The 19806-nt window shown below is 72.0% G+C and carries 23 protein-coding genes; 12 read left to right on the top strand and 11 right to left on the bottom strand.

Features of this window, described 5'->3' with window-relative positions:
* Window positions 1-145 precede the first annotated feature (145 nt).
* From IE274_RS07620 to IE274_RS07645, 6 genes are all read left to right on the top strand, one after another.
* Window positions 146-427: a hypothetical protein gene (locus tag IE274_RS07620; protein WP_190114848.1), complete on the top strand. Its 282-nt coding sequence runs from the start codon at window positions 146-148 to the stop codon at window positions 425-427.
* A gap of 118 nt (window positions 428-545) precedes the next feature.
* A complete protein-coding gene (locus IE274_RS07625) occupies window positions 546-1571 on the top strand; it encodes an acyl-CoA desaturase (protein ID WP_190114849.1) in 1026 nt (341 codons plus the stop codon).
* A gap of 162 nt (window positions 1572-1733) precedes the next feature.
* Complete coding sequence (locus tag IE274_RS07630; RefSeq protein ID WP_190114850.1) at window positions 1734-2132, top strand: DUF5994 family protein; 399 nt, start codon at window positions 1734-1736, stop codon at window positions 2130-2132.
* 151 nt (window positions 2133-2283) lie between these two features.
* On the top strand, window positions 2284-2784 hold the full coding sequence (locus IE274_RS07635) for a DUF5994 family protein (protein ID WP_190114851.1): 501 nt from the start codon (window positions 2284-2286) through the stop codon (window positions 2782-2784).
* 154 nt (window positions 2785-2938) lie between these two features.
* Window positions 2939-3532: a DUF5994 family protein gene (locus tag IE274_RS07640; RefSeq protein ID WP_190114852.1), complete on the top strand. Its 594-nt coding sequence runs from the start codon at window positions 2939-2941 to the stop codon at window positions 3530-3532.
* A gap of 512 nt (window positions 3533-4044) precedes the next feature.
* Window positions 4045-5661 (top strand): alpha/beta hydrolase, encoded by a 1617-nt coding sequence (locus tag IE274_RS07645; protein ID WP_190114853.1) that lies wholly within the window; start codon window positions 4045-4047, stop codon window positions 5659-5661.
* Window positions 5662-5692: 31 nt separating this feature from the next.
* Here IE274_RS07645 and IE274_RS07650 read toward each other — a convergent pair whose 3' ends face one another.
* Both IE274_RS07650 and IE274_RS07655 read right to left on the bottom strand, forming a co-directional pair.
* A complete protein-coding gene (locus IE274_RS07650; protein ID WP_190114854.1) occupies window positions 5693-6178 on the bottom strand; it encodes a YbaK/EbsC family protein in 486 nt (161 codons plus the stop codon).
* A gap of 92 nt (window positions 6179-6270) precedes the next feature.
* A complete protein-coding gene (locus IE274_RS07655) occupies window positions 6271-7014 on the bottom strand; it encodes a lysophospholipid acyltransferase family protein (RefSeq protein ID WP_190114855.1) in 744 nt (247 codons plus the stop codon).
* Window positions 7015-7326: 312 nt separating this feature from the next.
* Here IE274_RS07655 and IE274_RS07660 point away from each other — a divergent pair, with 312 nt between their 5' ends.
* Window positions 7327-7725 carry a subtilase-type protease inhibitor gene (locus tag IE274_RS07660; protein WP_190114856.1) on the top strand — a complete coding sequence of 133 codons (399 nt, stop codon included), beginning with the start codon at window positions 7327-7329 and terminating at the stop codon, window positions 7723-7725.
* A gap of 96 nt (window positions 7726-7821) precedes the next feature.
* Here IE274_RS07660 and IE274_RS07665 read toward each other — a convergent pair whose 3' ends face one another.
* The 5 genes from IE274_RS07665 to IE274_RS07685 all read right to left on the bottom strand — a co-directional run bounded on the left by IE274_RS07665 (window position 7822) and on the right by IE274_RS07685 (window position 12443).
* Window positions 7822-7980, bottom strand: a complete 159-nt coding sequence (locus IE274_RS07665; protein WP_037656815.1) for a hypothetical protein — start codon at window positions 7978-7980, stop codon at window positions 7822-7824.
* A 93-nt stretch (window positions 7981-8073) separates the two neighbouring features.
* Window positions 8074-9045: a cytochrome c oxidase assembly protein gene (locus IE274_RS07670; protein WP_190114857.1), complete on the bottom strand. Its 972-nt coding sequence runs from the start codon at window positions 9043-9045 to the stop codon at window positions 8074-8076.
* Window positions 9046-9159: 114 nt separating this feature from the next.
* A complete protein-coding gene (locus tag IE274_RS07675) occupies window positions 9160-10185 on the bottom strand; it encodes a 6-phosphofructokinase (RefSeq protein WP_190114858.1) in 1026 nt (341 codons plus the stop codon).
* Window positions 10186-10417: 232 nt separating this feature from the next.
* On the bottom strand, window positions 10418-11146 hold the full coding sequence (locus IE274_RS07680) for a type 1 glutamine amidotransferase (RefSeq protein WP_190114859.1): 729 nt from the start codon (window positions 11144-11146) through the stop codon (window positions 10418-10420).
* 49 nt (window positions 11147-11195) lie between these two features.
* On the bottom strand, window positions 11196-12443 hold the full coding sequence (locus IE274_RS07685) for a Mur ligase family protein (RefSeq protein WP_190114860.1): 1248 nt from the start codon (window positions 12441-12443) through the stop codon (window positions 11196-11198).
* Window positions 12444-12579: 136 nt separating this feature from the next.
* On the opposite strand from IE274_RS07685, the gene def reads away from it, so the two are divergent.
* A complete protein-coding gene (gene def, locus IE274_RS07690; protein ID WP_190114861.1) occupies window positions 12580-13125 on the top strand; it encodes a peptide deformylase in 546 nt (181 codons plus the stop codon).
* Between the two features lie 21 nt (window positions 13126-13146).
* Here the strand turns inward: def and IE274_RS07695 are convergent, their stop codons facing one another.
* A complete protein-coding gene (locus IE274_RS07695; protein ID WP_190114862.1) occupies window positions 13147-13794 on the bottom strand; it encodes a TetR/AcrR family transcriptional regulator in 648 nt (215 codons plus the stop codon).
* Between the two features lie 188 nt (window positions 13795-13982).
* Between IE274_RS07695 and IE274_RS07700 the strand changes: the two genes are divergently transcribed.
* From IE274_RS07700 to IE274_RS07715, 4 genes are all read left to right on the top strand, one after another.
* Window positions 13983-15209: an acyl-CoA dehydrogenase family protein gene (locus tag IE274_RS07700; RefSeq protein WP_190114863.1), complete on the top strand. Its 1227-nt coding sequence runs from the start codon at window positions 13983-13985 to the stop codon at window positions 15207-15209.
* Window positions 15210-15349: 140 nt separating this feature from the next.
* The gene (locus IE274_RS07705; RefSeq protein ID WP_190114864.1) at window positions 15350-16528 is read left to right on the top strand and encodes an isoaspartyl peptidase/L-asparaginase family protein; all 1179 of its coding nucleotides are present in this window, start codon (window positions 15350-15352) and stop codon (window positions 16526-16528) included.
* A 66-nt stretch (window positions 16529-16594) separates the two neighbouring features.
* Window positions 16595-17044 (top strand): MarR family winged helix-turn-helix transcriptional regulator, encoded by a 450-nt coding sequence (locus tag IE274_RS07710; protein ID WP_190114865.1) that lies wholly within the window; start codon window positions 16595-16597, stop codon window positions 17042-17044.
* Window positions 17045-17115: 71 nt separating this feature from the next.
* Window positions 17116-17739, top strand: a complete 624-nt coding sequence (locus IE274_RS07715; protein WP_190114866.1) for an isochorismatase family protein — start codon at window positions 17116-17118, stop codon at window positions 17737-17739.
* A gap of 18 nt (window positions 17740-17757) precedes the next feature.
* On the opposite strand, the gene IE274_RS07720 is transcribed toward IE274_RS07715, so the two are convergent.
* The 3 genes from IE274_RS07720 to IE274_RS07730 are packed head-to-tail and all read right to left on the bottom strand — an operon-like array spanning window position 17758 to window position 19542.
* A complete protein-coding gene (locus tag IE274_RS07720) occupies window positions 17758-18534 on the bottom strand; it encodes a GNAT family N-acetyltransferase (protein ID WP_190114867.1) in 777 nt (258 codons plus the stop codon).
* A 10-nt stretch (window positions 18535-18544) separates the two neighbouring features.
* Window positions 18545-19240, bottom strand: coding sequence for a trimeric intracellular cation channel family protein (locus IE274_RS07725; protein ID WP_229909351.1), 696 nt, complete (start codon window positions 19238-19240; stop codon window positions 18545-18547).
* Window positions 19240-19542, bottom strand: a complete 303-nt coding sequence (locus IE274_RS07730; protein ID WP_190114868.1) for a hypothetical protein — start codon at window positions 19540-19542, stop codon at window positions 19240-19242. Before IE274_RS07730 ends, IE274_RS07725 begins: the two co-directional genes overlap by 1 nt.
* Between the last annotated feature and the right edge of the window lie 264 nt (window positions 19543-19806).

The raw sequence follows: 19806 nt of genomic DNA on the forward strand, positions 1-19806 counted from the left end.
ATCGGTTCCACTTCGACCGCCCCAGGGGTCCGGTAGGAGTACGGTGAGGGAAGCGAGGACCTTTCGTATACCGGCGTTCAGACCGGTCTCGGCCTCGTGGTTCCACGACACCGGGTGCCGCGCGCTCGGAGGCAGGTTCCGCCTTATGACCGCCGAACCCTCACTGTCGTCCGAGCGTGCCGAGGTCCGCATCGTCACCACGTCACCGGAGACGGCACGGCGAGTCGCCGATGTGCTGCGGAGGTTCTTCGCCTGCGACGAAGGCCGCAGCTACCCGGCGGGCCCCGAAGGCACGGACACGCGCCTGCACCTGACCCTGGACGCCTCGCACGCCGCGGCTCCCTCGCACAGCACGCACGCGGTCCGGCCGTGGATCGAGACCAGCCGAAGGCCCACCGACCGTACGCATCCGCGCGAGGCGGTCTGACCACCCCGTCGTCGTACGCCGCACGGCAGTGCGCCAACCCGTCACCCGTAACAGGGGCAGCCCCTGACCCCGGCCGCGCCACCCGCACCGAGGTCAAGGAGTCCCCATCGTGTCGTCCATGGCACGCAGTTCCCCCACAGCGGCGGCCGCACGCCCCACGGCGGTCACGTCGCCGCCGAGCGTCGCCCAGCCGTCCCAGAGATATGACGGAGCGGGGCCGTTCCCCGCCGGAGCCGACGCACCGGCCGCGCCCCGCGGCATCGGCGAGCGCCTGTACGTGGTCGTGACCGGCGTGATCGTCGTCGCCCCGTTCCTCGCGCTCGGCCTGGCCGGCTGGCTCCTCTGGGGGAGTCTCATCCATCCCGCCGACGTCCTGCTCGCCCTGGTGCTGTACGTCGTCACCGGACTCGGTGTCACCGTCGGCTTCCACCGCGGGCTCACGCACGGCGGCTACCAATCCGTCCGTCCCGTGCGCGTCGCGCTCGCCGTGGCCGGTTCGTTGAGCTTCCAGGGCGACGTGGTCGGCTGGGTCGCCACCCACCGCCGCCATCACGCCTTCACCGACCGGCCCGGCGATCCGCACTCCCCGTACCGCTACGGTACGCAGCTGCGCGGCCAGTTGCGCGGTCTTGCGCACGCGCACGTCGGCTGGCTGTTCCGCAACGACCCCACGTGCGCCCGGCGTTACGCCCCCGACCTGCTCGCCGACCGTGACATCCGCGCTGTCTCCCGCGCCTTTCCGGCCCTGTGCGTCCTCACGCTCGCGCTGCCGTTCGTGCTCGGCTGGGCCATCGGCGGTACGTGGCAGCGCGCCCTGACCGCCCTGCTGTGGGCGGGACTTGTGCGCGTCGCGCTGCTCCACCACGTGACGTGGAGCGTGAACTCGCTGTGTCACATGATCGGGAGCCGCCCCTTCCGCACCCGACGGCACGACCGCGCCACCAACCTGTGGCCCCTGGCTCTGCTCTCCTTCGGCGAGAGCTGGCACAACCTCCACCACGCCGACCCCACCAGCGCCCGGCACGGCGTCGACCGCGGCCAGATCGATCCCTCCGCCGCCGTCATCCGTCTCTTCGAACGCGTCGGGTGGGTGTACGACGTGCGCTGGCCGACGCCTGAGCGGGTCACCGCCCGCCGTAGGTGACCCCGGCCGACCGGGTGCCATCCGACGCTTCCGGGCCATCCGATGACTCCGGGCCCCCGATGACTCTGGGCCCCCGATGACTCCGGGCCCCTGACGACTCCGGGCCCCCGATGACTCCGGGCCCCTGACGACTCCGGGCCCCCAACACCCTACGGAGACCTCATGACCGCCGCCCTGGACACCTTGCTCCCCTCGCCCCCGCTCCTCCGCCTGCGTCTCGCGCCCCGCGGCGCCCTGCCCCACCCCATCGACGGCGCGTGGTGGCCCCACTCGTACGACCTGCTCACGGAACTCCCGCGGCTGCTCGCCGGACTGCCCGGAGCCTGGGGCCACATCAGCAACGTCACGGTCAACGGGGCGACATGGGCCGCGACACCCGGCAGGATGCTGGTCTTCAACCAGGTCGTGCGCCTGAGCAGGTGCACCGCCGCGTCCGCCCCGCACACGGTCTGCCTGCTCGCCCCGAACCGCGGACGGTGGGACCTGCTGGTCGTACCACCGGACACCCCCGAGAGCCTGGCCGAGCCGCTCATGGCCGCCGCGGCGGGAGGAGACGTCTGACCTCCTTGCCCGGGAGGAGACGTCCGACTCCTTGCCGGGGCCGACCGGGGAGTACCGTGAAATGAGGAAGATCGTGCGATGTTCCCGGCGGCAGCACCGTCATCGCCGTACGTACGCGTGAGCCGTCGAACCCCGCAGGCAGGCGAACGCGATGTCAGACTCCGACCCCCCACGCGTCCCGGGGCTGCTGCCGGACGCCGTCCACAAGGCCGTCAGGCCCGGGACGGCAGTCCTGCGCCTGGAGACGACACACGAGCGGCAGGGAATCCTCGACGGCGCGTGGTGGCCGCGTTCCCGCGACATCGGCACCGAACTGCCCGGTCTGATCAACGCGCTGACCGAACACCTCGGTCCGGTCACGCGGGTGGGCCTGGACTCCGGTGCCTGGGAGGACGCGCCGACACGAATGACCGTCGGGGACCGTGTCGTGCACCTGGACTTCTCCCCGGTCGGTGACGACACCGTCCTCATCACCCGCGGCGACCAGGACCACTTCTCCCTGCTGGTGGTCCCGCCGCACGCGACACCGGACGCGGCACGTGCCGCGATGGCGGCAGCCGTCCACGCCGACAACCTCGCCGAGGCCGAACAGATCCTCATCGACACCGGCACGGACCGGGTGGGCACGGGCGCTGATCGCGGGAATCCCTAGCTCCACGAGGGCGACGCCACAGTCCGTTCGACGCGCCGGAGGAGTAAGCTCGAACTACCGAGGATATTTCGCGCACCGGCCGTCATGCTTGTGTCGTTTTCGGCGATCGAATATGCCGGGCCGGTGCGAGTCGGCCCGGGGCAGGGTTCGCGTCATGACTGCGACCATCTCGTTCCCGACGACCCTTGAGGCCAGGCCGACCGCGCCTCCCCCCGCCGGGTCTTGGCCCTCTTCGTCACTTCTCCGCCTGTCGCTCGCTCCCGCAGGCACCGCGCCTTCGCTGCTGGACGGCGCCTGGTGGCCCCGCTCTCGCGATCTCGGGGCGGAACTCCCCGCGCTGACGGCGGCGCTCGACCCGTTGTGGGGGCGGATCACCCGGGTCACTGTGAATCCCGTCCACTGGCCGGTCGTCCCGCGCAAGGTGCCTGTGGCCGGGCACGTGGTGAAGGTGGGCTGGTACCGGGACGAACAGGACCCCCACGAGCTGATGTTGCTCTCGTACCGCGCGGGCCGCTGGAATCTGCTGGTGGTCCCGCCGCAGACGCCTCCGGACTCGGCGGCCTGGCTGATGGCCGCCGGGAGCGACCCACTGGGAACGTCGACCGCGAGCCGGTTGATGGCGGAGGCCGCGCGACGACGGACAGTGGCGGAGAACGACCGGGCCGTGGAAGAGGCCTGGGCATCCGAAGGGGGCCACGAGGCCCGCGACCCGGCCGCGGCGACCCCCCAGCGACCGCAAGGGATGTGAGCACGATGGACACCGTCGTGACCGTGATCGTGCTCCTGGCGATGATCGCCCTTGGAGTACTCCTCATCCACCGACTCAACGCACAGCACGACGAACGCATCGCCTCCTTCCCCTACGGCCGCCCCCGGAGAACCACACGGACCTCCACACCACCGGTCCCACCGAAGCCGGACGCCCGCACCGAACCGAGCAGCACCCCTGCCCGCCGAGACCACCGCGACGGCGGCCGAGGCCGCTCCAGGCCACGACGCCGACCCTGACAGCATCCCCGGCGCTTCCACCGGAGCCGCAGTCACGCAGTGAGACACTCACCCCACACCAGAGGCCCGATCCCGCAAGGGACCGGGCCTCCGTCCTGCCATGGCCGCTCAGCGGTATTCATCGATCCGTTTATCGGATTGGTAAAAAACGTCCAACACGTCTGTTGTCAGGGACCCCCCAGACGCAAGTATCCCCGTACCGATCGAACGACCGAATCGATGTGCGGGAGGCCCCACTTGAGTCGTACCCCGATGACCACGCGGACCAGACGGACGGTGACGTTCGGTTCTGCGGGCACGCTCGTCGCGGCGACGTTGATAGCGGGGGCGCTTGCCGCGCCGTCCGCGAGCGCCGATGTCCGGGCCGACCAGGGCCGGGCCAAGGCCGCGGCCGCCAAGGACCGGGAGGCCGCGGGCGCCGCCACCGCCGCCCGGCGCGCCGCCAAGAAGGGCATCTCCTGGAAGGACTGTCCCGAGGACTGGGGTATCGCCAAGCCCATCCAGTGCGGCTGGGTCACCGTGCCGCTGGACTACGCCAAGCCGAACGGCAAGCAGATCAAGCTTGCCGTCGACCGCATCGGCAACACCGGGACCAAGGGCGAGCGGCAGGGCGCGCTGCTCTACAACCCCGGCGGCCCCGGCGCTTCCGGCCTGCGCTTCCCCACGCGCGTCACCACCAAGAACAAGCTGTGGGAGAAGACCGCCAAGGCCTACGACTTCGTGGGCTTCGAGCCCCGCGGCGTCGGCCACTCCGCGCCCATCTCCTGCGTCGACCCGCAGGAGTTCGTCAAGGCTCCCAAGCTGGACCCGGTCCCCGACTCCACGGCCGACAAGCGCGCCCAGCGCAAGCTCGCCGCCGAGTACGCGGACGGCTGCAAGGAGCGCAGCGGCTGGATGCTGCCGCACATGACGACGCCCAACACCGCCCGCGACCTGGATGTCATTCGCGCGGCGCTGGGTGAGAAGAAGCTCAATTACCTGGGTGTCTCGTACGGGACCTACCTCGGTGCCGTGTACGCCACGCTGTTCCCGACGCACGTGCGCCGCATGGTCTTCGACTCGGTCGTCAACCCCTCGACGAAGAAGATCTGGTACGAGGCCAACCTCGACCAGGACGTCGCCTTCGAGATCCGGCTCAAGGACTGGATGACCTGGGTCGCCAAGTACGACTCGACCTTCCACCTCGGCAACACCGTCGAGAAGGTCCAGGCCCAGTGGGTGAAGCTGCGCGCCACCGCGAAGAAGGACCCGCTGAACGGCGTCGTCGGCCCGGCCGAGCTCGTCTCGTACTTCCAGAGCGCGCCGTACTACGACTCCACCTGGGTCTCCATCGCCACCAACTGGAGCAAGTACGTCGCCGGTGACCCGAAGCCGCTGATCGAGGCCGCCAGCCCCGACCTGTCCGACGTGGCCGGGAACAAGTCCTCCGAGAACAGCAACGCCGTCTACACCGCCGTCGAGTGCGCCGACGCCAAGTGGCCCACGAGCTGGAAGAAGTGGGACCGGGACAACACCCGGATCCACAAGGACCACCCGTTCATGACGTGGTCCAACGCCTGGATGAACCTGCCCTGCGCCACCTGGCCCAGCAAGCAGCACAAGCCCGTCGAGGTCAAGACCGGCAAGGGCCTGCCGCCCACGCTGATCGCCCAGGCCACCCGTGACGCCGCCACGCCGTACCCGGGCGGGGTCGAGCTGCACAAGCGGCTCAAGGGTTCCCGTCTGATCACGGAGAAGGACGCCGGTTCGCACGGCATCACCAACCTGGAGAACCCCTGCCTGAACCAGCGCGTCGACGACTACCTGCTCACCGGCAAGCTGGACAGCCGTGACGTGACGTGCACCCCGCACGCCACGCCCAAGCCGTAACCACCACGGTCAGTAGCAGCGCCGCGGCGGGCTACTGGGAGATGCTTTCCAGCCTCGGCTGGGCGATCTCCCGGTAGTCCGCCGTTCGCAGTGCCAGCGAGCGGTCCAGGCGCGCCGCGTTGAAGAACAGCTCCTCGTGCGCCAGCAGCTCCGGGTCCACGACGAGTTCGAGCTCCGGGTCGAAGGAGAACGGCAGGATCGTGCCGCTCACGCTCCCCGAGAGCCGCTCCGCCACCTCCGGCGTGGCGAACCCCGCGTACACCCCGCCGAGCAGGGCCTTGAGGGCGTTCAGGTCCACGCGCCGGTCGCCGGGGACGACCGCGAGGACGTAGCTCTTGCGCTTCTTGTCCAGCTTCACCATCACCACGATGCACTTCGCGGCCTGCGCGAGCCCATGGCCACGCAGCGCGCTCACCGCCTCCGTCGCGCCCTCCGGCTCGTGCTCGATGACGCGGTAGCGCGCGCCACGCTCCTCCAACAGGCCGATGAGTTTCGTGTACTGGGTGTGCTCGGTCACCTCGGGCCTCCCGCCGTGCGTGCCAGGCGTCCCCCGCCCGGTGAGTGAAGAGATCGATCACTGGATCATAGGCGGATCACCGGCGCGCGCCCTCAGCTCAGCGGCAGCCGCGGGAACTTCCGCCCCGCCGCCCCGGGCGCCCCCTCCGCGGCGTCCGCCTCGGCCTCCTCCGCCTTCACCACGGCCGCGTACTTGTCCACGTACTCCTGCCCGGACAGGCCGAGGATCGCGTACATCAGCTCGTCCGTGACCGCGCGCAGGACCGCCTTCTCGCCGTCCATGCCCGCGTAGCGGGAGAATTCGAGGGGTTCGCCGAAGCGGATCGTCACGCGCTGGAAGCGGGGGACGACCTTGCCGGGCGGCTGGGCCTCGAACGTGCCGATCATCGCGCAGGGGATCACCGGGACCTGAGCCTTGAGCGCCATCGCGGCGACGCCGACCTTGCCCTTGTACAGGCGGCCGTCGTGCGAGCGGGTGCCCTCCGGGTAGATGCCGAGCAACTCGCCCTTGCGCAGCACGCCGAGGCCCTCGCGGATCGCGGCCTGCCCGGCCTCCTTGCCGGAGCGGTCCACCGGGATCTGTCCGGCGCTGCGGAAGAACGCGGCGGTGAGCCGTCCCTTGATGCCGGGTCCGGTGAAGTACTCGGCCTTCGCCAGGAACGTGATCCGCCGCTTGATGATGGCGGGCATCAGGAAGTGGTCGGAGAACGACAGGTGGTTCCCGGCGACGATGGCCGCTCCGTGCTCCGGAATGTGCTCCAGGCCTTCGATTCTGGGGCGGAACAGCAGCCGGAGCAGTGGCCCGAGGAGCACGTACTTGAGCAGTAGGTAGAACATGCGGGCGCCGCCTTCCCCCGGGGGTGGTGCCGACGCACAGTAGTCAATCGCGGGCGCATGCGCGAGAGCCCGTTCGGGTCTTGTGGATCGTGCGACGCGGGCGTGCGCGTGGGTCCGTACGACGGAGGGGGGCTGACCCGTACGGGGGAGTGACCGGCGCGGCGGCTTGCCGGGCGTGGTGCCGCGAGGGTGCTCTGGCCGGTGCTCGATCCATGCCACACGCACCCGACGCCCCCGTCCGTACGCGACGTCACCGTCCGTGTCCGACGCCACCGTCCGTGACAGGCGTCCGTCGCCGCCCCCGGAGGACCCATGCGCCCGCTCACCGTCACCTCGGCCGCCCTGCTCGCGCTCGCGGCGGCCGTCGCGCCCGCCGCCGCGGCGCCCGGCACCGGCACGCCGCCCCGCGAGCCCGGCCTCTTCCTGACCGTCTCGGGGGACGACAACACCTGGATCCGGGGCGTCCTGCTGACCTGCGAGCCGACGCCGTCCGGGCACCACCCGCACGCCGCGCGGGCCTGCGCCGAGCTGGACGCCGTCGGCGGTGACTTCGCGGCGCTGCCGGTCGCGCCGGAGCCCTGCACCATGGAGTACGCGCCGGTCACCGTGAGCGCGAGCGGGGAGTTCCGCGGCCGACCGGTGGACTGGCACCGGACGTTCTCCAATGCCTGCCACCTGGGCGCGGGCACCGGGTACGTCTTCCGCTTCTGAGCCCGCTGCCCGGTGCCACGGCCGCGTGCCGCTTCCCCGGGCGCGCCCGGGGCGGGGGGCCCACCGTGGTGCGCCCCCGGGTACCGGCCCGGCGTCTCACGTCGTGCGTGCGAACACCATCGCCACCGTGAGCAGCCCGAGCACGACCCAGCCGAACCACAGCCAGCCGTTGCTCCCGAGCGCCACCGTGTACGCGGTCACCATCACGAGCCCCCCGATGGTGAACGCGCCCATCGTCTTCGTAGAACCAGGCATCGCCCTGCCTCCTCAAACGCAGGTCGGGCGTCCGGTCACCCGGGCGCCGAACCGTGGCCTGAGCCCATCCTCACCCGCGATGCCACCAGGCCGCTAGCGTCCGCGTGCCGCCAGTGACGCCAGATAGGCGTTGTACTCCTCCAGCTCCTTGTCCCCGTCGCGGTCGGCGGCGCGGTCCTTGCGGCGGCCTTCGCGCTGGTCGGAGCGGTACCACTGGAAGAGCAGGGCGAGCAGCACGAGCACCGAGGGGATCTCGCTGAACGCCCAGGCGATGCCGCCCGCGGCGTTCTGGTCGGCGAGCGCCTCGACGCCGAGCGAGGCCGGGGGATTCTTGTACGTGCCGATCATCGGCTCGGACGCCATCATCAGGGCGATGCCGAAGAACGCGTGGAACGGCATGCCCGCGAACAGCTCCAGCATCCGCATCAGATGGCCGGGCCGGTGCGGGCCCGGGTCCACGCCCATGATCGGCCAGAAGAACACCAGGCCGACGGCGAGGAAGTGCACCATCATGCCGATGTGCCCGGCCTTGGAGCCCATCAGGGTGTCGAAGATCGGCGTGAAGTACAGCGCGTACAGGCTCGCGATGAACAGCGGGATCGTGAACGCGGGGTGCGTGATGACGCGTACATACCGGCTGTGCAGCAGGGCGAGCAGCAGCTCGCGCGGGCCCTTGCGGCCGCGGCCCGCGACCGGCAGCGCCCGCAGCGCCAGCGTGATCGGGGCGCCCATGAGCAGCAGGATCGGCGAGAGCATGCTGATGATCATGTGCTGCACCATGTGCACGCTGAACAGGACCATGCCGTAGTCGTTCAGCTTGGTGCACATCACGAGCAGGATGGTCAGGACGCCGATGACGAACGAGACCGTGCGGCCCACCGGCCACTTGTCGCCGCGCCGCACCAGGCGGACGACGCCCCACCCGTACAGGGCGAGGGCCACCAGGCAGCCGATGAGGAAGAAGGGGTCGGCCGAGGGTTCGAGCCCGCGCCCCAGCGTGAACGGCGGCAGATCCATGTTCATCCCATGGTCCATGCCATGCATGCCGTGCCCGCTGTGATCCATCCGCTGGCTCCTGTTTCGTGCAGATTGTGCGCTGTGTGTCCGCACCAGAGTAGAACCGCCCCCGGCCGCGCTTGCGACCGGGGGCGGTTCGGAACACGCGCCTGCGGGTGTGCGTCAGAGCACGCACTCCGCTTCCTCGTACCGCTCGTCGGGCACCGTCTTCAGCGTCTCGACGGCCTCGGCGAGCGGCACCGTCACGATGTCCGTGCCCTGCAGCGCCGTCATCCGGCCGAACTCGCCGCGGTGCACGGCCTCCACGGCGTGCCAGCCGAAGCGGGTGGCGAGCACGCGGTCGTACGCGGTGGGGGTGCCGCCGCGCTGGACGTGGCCGAGAATCACCGGCCGGGCCTCCTTGCCGAGGCGCTGCTCCAGTTCGAGGGAGAGCTGCCGGGCGATGCCCGCGAACCGCTCGTGGCCGTAGACGTCCTTGCCGCCCTCGTCGTACGCCATCGAGCCCTCGCGGGGCTTGGCGCCCTCGGCGGCCACGACGATGGCGAACTTCTTGCCCGCCTCGAAGCGCTCGCCGACCTTCTTCGCCAACTCCTCGATGTCGAAGGGCCGCTCGGGGACGACGATGGCGTGCGCGCCGGCCGCCATGCCGGAGTGCAGCGCGATCCAGCCGGTGTGCCGTCCCATGACCTCGACGATCAGGACGCGCTGGTGCGACTCGGCGGTGGTCTTCAGCCGGTCGAGGGCCTCGGTGGCGACGCCGACGGCCGTGTCGAAGCCGAACGTCACGTCGGTGACGGCGATGTCGTTGTCGATGGTCTTCGGCACGCCGACGATGGGCAGGCCCGCGTCGGACAGCAGCCGGGCCGCCTTCAGGGTGCCCTCGCCGCCGATCGGGATGACCGCGTCGAGGCCGAGGTCGACGAGGTGGCCCTTGGCGCGCTCGACGCCGTCCCGCAGATGGGCGGGCTGCACCCGGGACGAGCCGAGGATCGTGCCGCCGCGGGCCAGAATGCCGCCGACCGCGTCCAGGTCCAGCTTGCGGTAGTCGCATTCGAGCAGGCCCCGCCAGCCGTCGTGGAAGCCGATGACCTCGTCGCCGTGGTCGACGACGGCGCGGTGGACGACGGACCGGATGACGGCGTTCAGGCCGGGGCAGTCGCCGCCGGAGGTCAGGACACCAATGCGCATAGCACGGATTACCTTTGCCACGTGGGTCGGTGACCGGACCCCGTCGTCCGGCTGGAACGTCGCCACCCTACCGGCGACCGCAGGGGCGCCGCAGGGCTGCCCGTCTGCTGGACACGATGCTCACGAGCCGAGACACATACAGCCCGTCCGGCGTTTGCGGACGAGCGCGGAGCGCGATCGGCGGCGAGGCGGGCCGACGCCCGCTGACGGTCCGCCCACCCCGCCGGAGGCGCTACGCAGGCTGCTGCGCCGCGTTGATCCGTTCCGAGCGCAGAGCCTCGTACCAGCGGTCGTCCGTCGGCGGCAGCGCGTTCACGTCGAGGGCCAGCTTGAGGAGCAGGTCCGCGATGAGGGGATTGCGGGCGAGCACGGGCCCGTGCATGTACGTGCCGAAGACGGTGCCGTTGTACGCGCCCTCGGTGCCGTCCCCGGTGCCGTTGCCCTTGCCGAGGCGGACGCGGGCGAACGGGCGGGAGCCCGGGCCGATGTGCGTGATGCCCTGGTGGTTCTCGAAGCCGGTCAGCTCGGGCAGGCCCAGCTGCGGGTCGATGTCGCCGAGCACGTCGCCGACGCAGCGCTCGCCCTCGCCGCGGGTGGAGACCACGTCGAGCAGGCCGAGACCGGGCTCGCGCTGGCCGAGGTCGTTGATGAACTCGTTGCCGAGGATCTGGTAGCCCGCGCACACCGAGAAGACGATGGCGCCGTTGCCCACGGCCCGCTGCAGACCGCCGTCGCGGCGCAGCCGCTCGGACGCCAGGCGCTGCGGGCGGTCCTCGCCGCCGCCGATCAGGTAGATGTCGCCGGAGGTGGGCACCGGCTGGTCGCTGCGGACGTCGTACCGCTCGACCTGGAGGCCGCGCTGGCGGGCGCGGCGCTCGACGACGAGGGCGTTGCCCTGGTCGCCGTACGTGCTCAGCAGGTCCGGGTAGACCCACACCAGACGCAGGCTGTTGTCGCTCATGCTCATTGGTCCCTACGAAGCTCTCGAAGTGCTGGGGAGTCCGGCGGCCTCAGTTGCCCACGCGGCGGCGCAGGTCCTGGAACGCGGTGTAGTTCGCGATCGTCTCGATGCGCCCGGGCGGCGCGAGCTGCACGGCCTCGTCGAGCGTCTCGCAGACACGGAAGTCCAGACCCGCGACCTCGAGCCGGACGGCGAGGTCCAGCTTGCGGTCGCCGAGCACGAAGATCGGGCGCCCGGCGAGGCGGGTGTAGTCGACGTCCCACAGCCAGGAGGTGTCCGTGCCGTCGGCGCCGCGGGCGTTCACCGACAGGACCACCGGGGCCGGGGCCGGGTCGATCAGCGAAAACGTTTCGAGCCAGCCCGCCGGGTTCTTGGCGAGCAGCAGCCGCAGGTCACGGCCCTGGAACTGGACGACGTCATAGCGGCCCGCGACGGCCTGCACCTGGTACATCCGCTCCAGGGCGACCTGCGGCGGCACCCCGAAGACGGCGGCGACGGCGGCCGACGAGGCGGCGTTGGCCTTGTTCGCCCGGCCGGGGAGCTGGAGGTGGATGGGCCACGCGGAGCCGTGCGGGTCCAGGACGTAGTCACCGGAGAGGGCCCAGCTCGGCGCGGGACGGCGGAAGCCGCACTCGCCGCAGAACCAGTCGTCGCCGGGGCGCTGCATCACGCCGCCGCACGCCGGGCAGGACCAGGCGTCGTCCTTCCACTCCTGGCCCGCGGCCACCCACACCACGTTCGGCGAGGAGGAAGCGGCCCAGACGACCAGCGGGTCGTCGGCGTTGGCGATGACGACGGCCTTGGAACCGGCCAGGCCCTCGCGCCACTTCTCGGCGAGCATGCGGGTCTCACCGGCGCGGTCGAGCTGGTCACGGGAGAGGTTCAGGAGTGCGATCGCCTTGGGGGCGACGTCGCGGGCCACGCCCGCCAGATACTTCTCGTCGACCTCGATGACGCCGAACCGCGCGTCGGAGCCGCCCGCGAGCGCGGAGGTGATTCCGGCAGGCATGTTGGCGCCGAGCGCGTTGGAGACGACCGGGCCGCTGGCGCCCAGGGCCTCGGCGATCAGCCGCGTCGTGGTGGTCTTGCCGTTGGTGGCCGAGACGAGCACCACGTCCAGGTGGGTCGCGAGCCGCCCGAGCAGCTCCGGGTCGAGCCGGAGGGCCACCTTGCCGCCGATCACCGATCCGCTGCCGCGGCCCGCCGCGCGCGACACCGCCGCGGCCGCCTTGCCCGCCGTCACGGCCAGCTTGGCCCGCGGCGACAGCGGGTCTGCACTGCCAGGGTGTCCTGCCATCTCTCGTGATCCTCCTTGCGTACGGCGCCGCGCCTGCCCGGCATCGTTCGGGCCAGCCTATCGAGATCGGCAGACAAGCCCGAATCACACCACCTGCCCACGCTGCCGCTCTCCCCAGGACCGTACTCTTGCCGCCATGCGACACGGCTCGATCCCGGGCGCCTCAGGGCGCGTACGACCCCTGACCCTGCTCGGTGACCCCGTGCTGCACGCCCCCGGCGAGGAGGTGACCGACTTCGGTCCTCAACTGGCCGCGCTCGTCGAGGACATGTTCGCCACGATGTACGCCGCCAAGGGCGTCGGCCTGGCCGCGAATCAGATCGGCGTGGGCCTCAGGGTGTTCGTGTACGACTGCCCGGACGACGAGGACGTGCGCCACCTCGGGCACCTGGTGAACCCGCGACTGGTCGATGTGGACGGCGTGAGCGTCCGGGGGCCGGAAGGGTGTCTGTCGCTGCCGGGTCTGGAGGCGGCGACCCCGCGCTTCGACCACGCCGTCCTGGAGGGCGTGACGCTGCGCGGGGAGCCGGTGCGGGTGCACGGCACCGGGTTCTTCGCGCGCTGCCTGCAGCACGAGTACGACCACCTGGAGGGCGGGGTGTACACCGACCACGTCACCGGCTGGCGCCGCCGCCGGGTGCTGCGGCAGGCGGCGAAGGCCCCCTGGGCCGCCTCCGCCTGAGCCTCGGGCCCCGCCCGGGCGTCAGAAGCCGGGCCCGCCCATGCGGTTGCCCGCCGCCGCGAGTCGGCCCCACAGCAGGTCGGCCAGGCTGCCCACCAATTCGGCGCGCGAACAGGGCCGTTCGCCGAGCCACCAGTCACCGGCCGCGTGCATCATGCCGACGATGCCGTGGCCCCAGACCCGGGCGAGACGGCCGCTCTCCGGGCCGAGGTCGACGCGCTCCTCGATGACCTCGGCCAGCTCCTCGCCGAGCCGGCGCAGCAGCGGGGCGGAGTGCAGGCCGACGTCGAAGCCGCCCTCGCCGCCGGTGGGGCCCGCCTCCGAGGGGTGCATCAGGAAGCGGTAGACCTGCGGCCGGGCCTCGATCGCCGCGAGGTAGGTGTCGAGCGTCGCCTCCACCCGCTCCCTGCGCTCGGCGGGGGCGTCGAGGGCGGCGCGCAGCGAGGCCAGCAGGGCGTCCGTGTGCCGCTTGGCGAGGGCCGCGTACAGTCCGCCCTTGTCGCCGAAGTGCCGGTACAGAATGGGCTTGGTGATGCCCGCCTCGGCGGCGATGGCGTTCATCGAGGCGCCGGGCCCGTCGCGGAGCACGACCCGGTCGGCCGCCTCCAGAAGCTCGCGTCGCCGTTGCTCGGCGGACCGCTGCTGATCGGTCCGCTGCGTGGTCTCCATGGGGTGTCTCTCCGCCCGTGCGATTGCTTGGCGCACGCGCCGTGCGAATGCCTGACGCACGCGAAACGTAACACTCGCGGGCCGGTGCGCATCGAACGGGCTGCCGGGAGTTGACATCGGCTACCGGCCGGTAACACACTCCAGTTACCGGAAGTAACGTAGCAGGGTTCCGCAGTCCTGGAGGGGTCATGGCCGAGTTCACCATGGAGCTGAGTGACGAGCAGAAGGAGGTCAGGGACTGGCTCCACGGGTTCGCCGCCGAGGTGATCCGTCCCGCGGCCGCCGAGTGGGACGAGCGCGAGGAGACGCCCTGGCCGGTGATCCAGGAGGCGGCGAAGGTCGGCATCTACTCCCTGGACTTCTACGCCCAGCAGTTCTTCGACCCCACCGGGCTCGGCATACCCATGGCGATGGAGGAGCTCTTCTGGGGCGACGCGGGCATCGCCCTCTCCATCGTCGGCACCGGCCTCGCCGCCGTCGGCGTCCTCGCCAACGGCACCGAGGAGCAGATCGGCACCTGGATCCCGCAGATGTACGGCGACGTGAACGACGTGAAGGTCGCCGCCTTCTGCTCCTCCGAGCCGGACGCGGGCTCCGACGTGGCGTCCATGCGCACCCGCGCGGTGTACGACGAGGCCAAGGACGAGTGGGTCCTGAGCGGCACCAAGACCTGGGCGACCAACGGCGGCATCGCGAGCGTCCACGTGGTCGTCGCGGTGGTCGACCCCGAGCTCGGCTCCAAGGGCCACGCGTCCTTCATCGTGCCGCCGGGCACCCCCGGCCTGTCCCAGGGCCAGAAGTTCAAGAAGCACGGCATCCGCGCCTCGCACACCGCCGAGGTCGTCCTTGAGGACGTGCGCGTCCCCGGCTCCTGCCTGCTCGGCGGCAAGGACAAGCTGGACGAGCGCCTGGCCCGCGCGCGTGAGCGGGCGAAGAGCGGCAGCGAGCGGCTGAAGAACGCCGCCATGGCGACGTTCGAGGCGTCCCGCCCGGCGGTCGGCGCGATGGCGGTGGGCACGGCCCGCGCGGCGTACGAGGAGGCCCTGGAGTACGCCAAGACGCGTACGCAGTTCGGCCGCCCGATCATCGACAACCAGGGTGTGGCCTTCCAGCTGGCCGACATGCGGACGCAGATCGACGCGGCGCGGCTGCTGGTGTGGCGGGCGTCCTGGATGGCGACCACGGGCAAGAAGTTCGAGTCGGCCGAGGGGTCGATGTCCAAGCTGTTCGCGAGCGAGACCGCGAAGAAGGTGACCGCCCAGGCGATCCAGATCCTGGGCGGCAACGGCTACACGCGGGAGTACCCGGTGGAGCGGATGCACCGCGACGCCGCGATCTACACCATCTTCGAGGGCACCAGCGAGATCCAGCGCCTGGTGATCGCCCGGGCGCTGTCGGGGCTGCCGATCCGCTGAACGGGCGCCCGCCGGCCGGGAGTCGGGGGAGCGTCGGGTGTGTGACGGAGGTGCGGGCCGGGGCGGGTGACGCGCTCTGGTAGGCGCCATGGCCATGCCACTACCGTGGACGCCCGCGTTCCCGCTGCCGAGGAGTGCCGATGCGCAGACGCCCCCTGACCTGGCTGATTCCCGCCCTCGCCACCGCCGCCGCGGTCACCGTGACCGTGGTCGTCGTCCCCGGAGGCGGCGGGGGAGGGGAGCGGGAGCCGGACAGCCGGTCCGTGCCCGCCGCGCACGGCGAGCGGCCCGCCGGGAAGGGCAGGCCCGACGCGCGGGACGTGGTCCTGGCCGTGCACGGCGGGGCCGGGACCGCGCTGGACCGGGACAAGACGACGCCGGAGCGCGAGAAGGCGTACCGGGACGGGCTCGGCAAGGCCCTGCGGGCCGGGCAACGGGTCCTCGACCAGGGCGGTTCGAGCGTGGACGCCGTGCAGGCGGCCGTGGCCGAGCTGGAGGACGACCCGCTGTTCAACGCGGGCAAGGGCGCCGTGTTCACCGCCGACGCGGGCCATGAGCTGGACGCGTCGATCATGCGCGGCTCGGACCTGAAGGCGGGCGCGGTGGCGGGCGTGAAGAGCCTGCGCAACCCCATCGCGGGCGCCCGTACGGTCATGGACAAGTCCCCGCACGTGCTGCTCGCGGGCGAGGGCGCCGACGACTTCGGCGCCCGGCACGGCCTGCGGACCGTCACCCAGGACTACTACTGGACGCAGGCCCGCTGGGACGCCCTGATGGCCGCCAAGGAGGCGGCGAAGGGCGGCCGGGGCGCGGCGAAGGGGCTTGCGGGGGACAAGAGCGGCAAGGCCGCTGCCGACTCGCCCGCCGCGCTCGCCGATGCGCAGTCCAAGGGCACGGTCGGCGCTGTCGCCGTCGACAAGCGGCGCGACCTCGCGGCGGCCACCTCGACCGGCGGCATGACCAACAAGCTGCCCGGCCGCGTCGGCGACTCGCCGCTGATCGGCTCGGGGACGTACGCGAAGAACAGCACGGTCGCCGCGAGCGCCACCGGCGCCGGTGAGGTGTTCATCCGGGGCGCCGCCACCTCGACGATCTCCAACCTCGTGGAGTTCAAGGGTGCCGACGTCGCGGCCGCCGCGTACGAAGTGATCGTCAAGCGGCTGCCGGAGCTCGGCGGCGACGGCGGCGTCATCGCGCTCGCGCCGAACGGGGAGTTCGACGCGCCGCACAGCAGCCCGGGGATGCTGCACGGCTATCTCACGAAGAGCGGGAAGGTCGTCACGAAGATCTTCCCGGACGAGACGCCGCCCAATACCTGATCCGTGCGGCCAGAGGATGGACAGGCGAACTTGCAAGGCTGCCTGTCTATCTCCTACGTTGAAGTCATGACCGACCACGCGGGGACCTCCGCCGCCCCGGTCCCGGAGCACCTCGCCGCCGACCTCACCGCCGCCGTGCGGCGCATGGCGCGGCGGATGCGGACCGCCGCCCCGGACACCGGCCTCACCGCCTCCCAGCGCTCCGCGCTCGCCCGGCTCGACGAGGCCCCGGCCACCACCGCCGCGCTGGCCCGCGCCGAGCTGGTGCGGCCGCAGTCGATGCGGCTGACCGTCGGCGCCCTAGAGGAGCAGGGGCTCGTCGCGCGCACGCCCGACCCGAGCGACGGCCGCCAGGCCGTCATGTCGGTCACCGAGAAGGGACGCGGCGTCCTCGCCGGACTGCGGGCCGCCAAGAACGACTGGCTCTCGGCGGCCATCACGGACGAGCTGGACGAGCGCGAGCAGCGCCGACTGGCGGACGCCGTACTGCTGTTGGAACGGCTGGTACGCAAGTAGCCCGGCCGGGCCGGACCGGACCGTTCGCCAGCAGCTCGGCCGGGCCGTTCGCCGCACAGAAAGGCACCACCATGACCGCCACCACCCTCGACCCGAGGACCGCGCTCGTCCTCGTCGACCTGCAGAAGGGCATCGCCGGACTGCCCACCGTCCACCCGTCCGCGCAGACCATCGAGCGCGGGTCCCGCTTGGCCGCGGCGTTCCGTGCGCGCGGGCTGCCCGTCGTCCTCGTGCGGGTGGCCGGCGCTGCGCCCGGACGTACCGAGGCCACGCTCGGCGGCCGTGGTGAGCGGCCCGCCGACTGGGCCGAGTTGATGCCGGAGCTGGACCGGCAGGACGGCGACATCGTCGTCACCAAGCACCAGTGGGGCGCCTTCCACGGCACCGACCTCGACCTCCAGTTGCGCCGCCGCGGCGTCACGCAGCTCGTCATCGGCGGCATCGCGACGGCCTTCGGTGTGGAGTCGACGGCCCGCGCGGCGCACGAGCACGGCTACCACGTGACGATCGCCGTCGACGCCGTCACCGACGTCGACGAGCGGACCCACCGGAACAGCGTCGAGCGGGTCTTCCCTCTGCTCGGCGAGACGGACACCACGGACGCGATCATCAAGCTGCTGGGCTGGGCGCGAGGCGGGCGGGGCCGAGCCCGCACGGGGGTGGCGCGGGTCCGGGCCCGGCCCGCACGGGGATGACGCGGGCCCGGGCCCGGCTCAGGGCTTGTGCACGTACGGCGTCGTCGTGCCCAGCTCCGCGAAGCCGAGGCGGCGCAGGATCGGGCGGCTCTGGCTGGACGCGTCGACCTGGAGGTAGGGCACCCCGCGCTCGGCGGCGATGCGGGCGCGGTGGGCGATCAAGGAGCGGTACACGCCCCGGCCGCGCCACTCGGCCACGGTGCCGCCGCCCCAGAGCCCCGCGAAGTCCGTGCCCGGCCGGAACTCCACGCGCGCCGAGCTCACCGGCACGTCACCAGCCAGGGCGACGACCGCGTCGATGGTGTCCGGGGCCGTCGTGAGCAGGTCGAGCAACTGCCTGCCGAGCGCGGTGCCGTCGGTGCCGAAGGCCTGCTCGTGCACCTCGACCATCAGCCGCACACCGGCCTCGTCCGTCACCGGGACAAGGCGGACCCCCTCGGGCGGACCGGCGTCCAGAGGCAGCTCGGCCACGGCGGCGACCATCAGCGTCTCGGGGGGCTCGGGAGTGAACCCGGCCGCGAGGAGCCGGTCGGGCAGGTCGGCGGGGAGGTCGTGCGAGTACGCCTTCCACTCGAACTCCAGGCCGCGGTCGGTGAAGTGGCGCACCTGGGCGGCGATGGCCGCGTCCGCGGTGTTCTCGTCGAGGTCCGACCACAGGACGCCGTTCCAGTCGTGGGCGCCACCCACGCGTCGTACGACGCCGTCCGCGCGCTCGACCACCACACCGGGGCCGTCGGGGGCCAGGTTCTGCCGCATCTGCCGGTCGTACGTCGCGAGTACCGCTGAGTGCTCCATGCGGGTCACTTCAGCAGGGCGGTTCCGGCGGGGCAACGGGATTTCTTACGGGGGCCGGGGAGGCGTCGGTGTTGGCGGTGCTGTCGGTGTTGCCGGTGTTGTCGGCGCGGGAGAGCGGCGGCAGGTGCAGGGACTTGGTGATCGCGGCAAGGCGCAGGGCGAGCACGAGGCCCGCCGAGGTGACCGTGGTCGCGGTCGGGGACGCGCCCGCGTGGTGCAGGCCCAGGTAGCAGAGGGCGCCCGCGAGCGCGGCGGTCGCGTACACCTCCTCGCGCAGCAGCAGCGGCGGGAACTGGCCGCACAGCACATCGCGGACGACCTCGCCGGTCACGCCCGTGAGGACGGCGAGGAGGACCACGGCGAGCGGCGTGACGCCCGCGTCGATGGCGGCCTGCGCGCCCATGACGGTCACCACGGCCAGGCCGACGGCGTCCACCACCATGAGGGTGCGCTGCGGCAGCTCCCGGTGGCGCAGGAACAGCATCGTGGCGACGCCCGTGCAGGCGACGACCGTGAGCAGGACCCAGTCGTGCGTCCAGTACAGCGGGTGCCGGTCCAGGATGAGATCGCGCAGGGTGCCGCCGGAGATCGAGGCGACGAAGGCGAGCACGAGCCCGCCGAACGGGTCCATCCGCGCGCGGTGCGCGGCCAGGACGCCACTGGCGGCGAAGGCGGCGATGCCGACGAGGTAGAGCGTGTGCAGCATCAGTGCTCGCCCCCGTGCGCGGCCGCGTGCTCGCCCCCACGCCCGTCCGCGTGCTCGCCCCCACGCGCGTCCGTGGCCCCGCCCGGGGCGGGGCGGCGCAGCAGCAGGAGGACGGCCGTCGACGCGACGGCGGCGACCGCCAGGGCGGCCGCGTCGAGCCGGGGATCCGCGCCGCCACCCGGCCCCGGACGGGCCTGCCCGTGCCGGGCGGACGTGCCCGCGAGGAGGGCCGCCGTCACCGCGACCACGCCGACGCCTCCCGCCGCCCTGAGCCACCACCTGGGATTGCGCGCCGTGAACATCCGACCAGCTTGACCGGCGCGCCCCGGGGCGCGCATCGGTCAGGTGGACGGATCGCGGTGGCCGAAAGGACGAGAGGTCGCACACGGGGCGCCGAATCCGCCCCGCGAAGGGGCGTCGCACCCAGCGCCACGCACAGCCTCGTGGCACAAAGGTGCAGCGCACAAAGGTGTTCCGTACAAAGGTCCGGTAAAGAGCGGAAAAGAGGAGCAAAGAGGGGTGGCACCGCCCCGCGGCTCCGGCAGAGTGCTGCAGGCGGATCGGGG

This window comes from Streptomyces flavofungini, from assembly GCF_014650815.1.
GTDB classification, from domain to species: domain Bacteria; phylum Actinomycetota; class Actinomycetes; order Streptomycetales; family Streptomycetaceae; genus Streptomyces; species Streptomyces flavofungini.

Coding starts and splice junctions, on each gene's coding strand:
- IE274_RS07620 (WP_190114848.1), top strand. CDS start 146: ATGACCGCCGAACCCTCACTGTCGTCCGAGCGTGCCGAGGTCCGCATC.
- IE274_RS07625 (WP_190114849.1), top strand. CDS start 546: ATGGCACGCAGTTCCCCCACAGCGGCGGCCGCACGCCCCACGGCGGTC.
- IE274_RS07630 (WP_190114850.1), top strand. CDS start 1,734: ATGACCGCCGCCCTGGACACCTTGCTCCCCTCGCCCCCGCTCCTCCGC.
- IE274_RS07635 (WP_190114851.1), top strand. CDS start 2,284: ATGTCAGACTCCGACCCCCCACGCGTCCCGGGGCTGCTGCCGGACGCC.
- IE274_RS07640 (WP_190114852.1), top strand. CDS start 2,939: ATGACTGCGACCATCTCGTTCCCGACGACCCTTGAGGCCAGGCCGACC.
- IE274_RS07645 (WP_190114853.1), top strand. CDS start 4,045: ATGACCACGCGGACCAGACGGACGGTGACGTTCGGTTCTGCGGGCACG.
- IE274_RS07655 (WP_190114855.1), bottom strand. CDS start 7,014: ATGTTCTACCTACTGCTCAAGTACGTGCTCCTCGGGCCACTGCTCCGG.
- IE274_RS07660 (WP_190114856.1), top strand. CDS start 7,327: ATGCGCCCGCTCACCGTCACCTCGGCCGCCCTGCTCGCGCTCGCGGCG.
- IE274_RS07665 (WP_037656815.1), bottom strand. CDS start 7,980: ATGCCTGGTTCTACGAAGACGATGGGCGCGTTCACCATCGGGGGGCTC.
- IE274_RS07670 (WP_190114857.1), bottom strand. CDS start 9,045: ATGGATCACAGCGGGCACGGCATGCATGGCATGGACCATGGGATGAAC.
- IE274_RS07675 (WP_190114858.1), bottom strand. CDS start 10,185: ATGCGCATTGGTGTCCTGACCTCCGGCGGCGACTGCCCCGGCCTGAAC.
- IE274_RS07680 (WP_190114859.1), bottom strand. CDS start 11,146: ATGAGCGACAACAGCCTGCGTCTGGTGTGGGTCTACCCGGACCTGCTG.
- IE274_RS07685 (WP_190114860.1), bottom strand. CDS start 12,443: ATGGCAGGACACCCTGGCAGTGCAGACCCGCTGTCGCCGCGGGCCAAG.
- def (WP_190114861.1), top strand. CDS start 12,580: ATGCGACACGGCTCGATCCCGGGCGCCTCAGGGCGCGTACGACCCCTG.
- IE274_RS07695 (WP_190114862.1), bottom strand. CDS start 13,794: ATGGAGACCACGCAGCGGACCGATCAGCAGCGGTCCGCCGAGCAACGG.
- IE274_RS07700 (WP_190114863.1), top strand. CDS start 13,983: ATGGCCGAGTTCACCATGGAGCTGAGTGACGAGCAGAAGGAGGTCAGG.
- IE274_RS07705 (WP_190114864.1), top strand. CDS start 15,350: ATGCGCAGACGCCCCCTGACCTGGCTGATTCCCGCCCTCGCCACCGCC.
- IE274_RS07710 (WP_190114865.1), top strand. CDS start 16,595: ATGACCGACCACGCGGGGACCTCCGCCGCCCCGGTCCCGGAGCACCTC.
- IE274_RS07715 (WP_190114866.1), top strand. CDS start 17,116: ATGACCGCCACCACCCTCGACCCGAGGACCGCGCTCGTCCTCGTCGAC.
- IE274_RS07720 (WP_190114867.1), bottom strand. CDS start 18,534: ATGGAGCACTCAGCGGTACTCGCGACGTACGACCGGCAGATGCGGCAG.
- IE274_RS07725 (WP_229909351.1), bottom strand. CDS start 19,240: ATGCTGCACACGCTCTACCTCGTCGGCATCGCCGCCTTCGCCGCCAGT.
- IE274_RS07730 (WP_190114868.1), bottom strand. CDS start 19,542: ATGTTCACGGCGCGCAATCCCAGGTGGTGGCTCAGGGCGGCGGGAGGC.